A 1,181-nucleotide genomic window follows, 5' to 3' on the forward strand; every position below is an offset into this window, starting at 1 on the left:
TATAGTTTGATGTTCCTTTAATCTTAATTTATTTAATAAAGTTTTAACTTTCATTTTTCCTCCAATATTTTTGAATTATTCATTGCTTTTATTGGTTGTCCTCAATGAAATATGAATCATATTCAATAAAATAATCTTCGTATTCTTCTTCTAGTTCGGTTATTACATGTTCTAAAAACTCATCTTTATCCCAATTAACTGGTACATCAATATCTAATGTTAATTTCAATCTCAACTTCATCTTTTCTCCTCCATTTACTTCATAATAATTTCACTTTTTTTGAATTGCGCACTAAAAAATACCGTATATTCTATTTGAATAGTACGGTATTTTAATCAACTTAATATTTAATTTTATCTTCATAATAGATTAAATATTACTTATCACTCTTACTGCTCTTTTTTAGATTTAACTATCAAAATAAACCCAAATATGATTAGTGAGATTGTTACTAAAAATGATAATAAGAATGGTATTTCATGGATATAATCCATAGCATTAGTGTAACAGCTTCCATTTATAGCCATGTCTATATACTTAGCAAAATTTAAACCATATAATTCTAACGATAATAATATTCCACTTATTATAACAGCTAAATATCCTACAACCCCTTTTTTCATAGTACCTCCTTATTCATGATATCTCATATAAAATTCGTATTTCAATACAATTATGAGTTAATTATAACATGTTTTGTGAATACCGTGCTATTCAATTTTCAAAGAACAAACTTTCCTAATTAGTTCGCAATAATTTCAAATTGTTCCTTACTGAACTACACAAATGCTACATCTACAAAAAGAACAATCTCCTTCAAATCCACATTCTTCACATTCTTTAGCATCTTTTAATTGACCTACTGTAAGCTTTTTGACTACATATCCATTTTCTATTAGTATCTTTATAGCTCTTTCCTCATTATTAGCTATATTAACAAGCTTTTCTTCTAGGTAGTTAATGTAGTGGAAGGCTTTAGCTAAGACATTGCCATATCCACTACCTTCAAACTGACTTTCAAGCATAACTAAATCATCTTTAATTTCATTAACCTCATAATTTTCCATCTCTTCTATGTTAAATTTTTTCATTTCTATTCCTCCTAATTTCAAATTATTCTTAACTGCTCTTCTATGCTGCACCATTCTTTTTTTACTGGATATAAACAATATCTCTCTTG

Annotated in this window: 3 protein-coding genes; all 3 read right to left on the minus strand. The window is 26.8% G+C overall.

Features of this window, described 5'->3' with window-relative positions; translation table 11 throughout:
- Positions 1-88: 88 nt before the first annotated feature.
- On the minus strand, positions 89-241 hold the full coding sequence (locus ABUA17_RS18780) for a hypothetical protein (protein WP_156327415.1): 153 nt from the start codon (positions 239-241) through the stop codon (positions 89-91).
- Between the two features lie 149 nt (positions 242-390).
- Complete coding sequence (locus ABUA17_RS18785) at positions 391-624, minus strand: hypothetical protein (RefSeq protein WP_154821067.1); 234 nt, start codon at positions 622-624, stop codon at positions 391-393.
- Between the two features lie 147 nt (positions 625-771).
- Positions 772-1,181: hypothetical protein (locus ABUA17_RS18790; RefSeq protein WP_349818156.1), on the minus strand; the 410-nt coding region annotated here is incomplete at its 5' end.

The organism is Clostridium sp. RTP31139st1_H3_RTP31139_211217 (assembly GCF_040227035.1).
In the GTDB taxonomy this organism is placed as follows: domain Bacteria; phylum Bacillota; class Clostridia; order Clostridiales; family Clostridiaceae; genus Clostridium; species Clostridium saudiense.

Excerpts from the sequence above, each read along its gene's own strand:
- ABUA17_RS18780 (WP_156327415.1), bottom strand. The coding sequence starts at position 241 with ATGAAGTTGAGATTGAAATTAACATTAGATATTGATGTACCAGTTAAT.
- ABUA17_RS18785 (WP_154821067.1), bottom strand. The coding sequence starts at position 624 with ATGAAAAAAGGGGTTGTAGGATATTTAGCTGTTATAATAAGTGGAATA.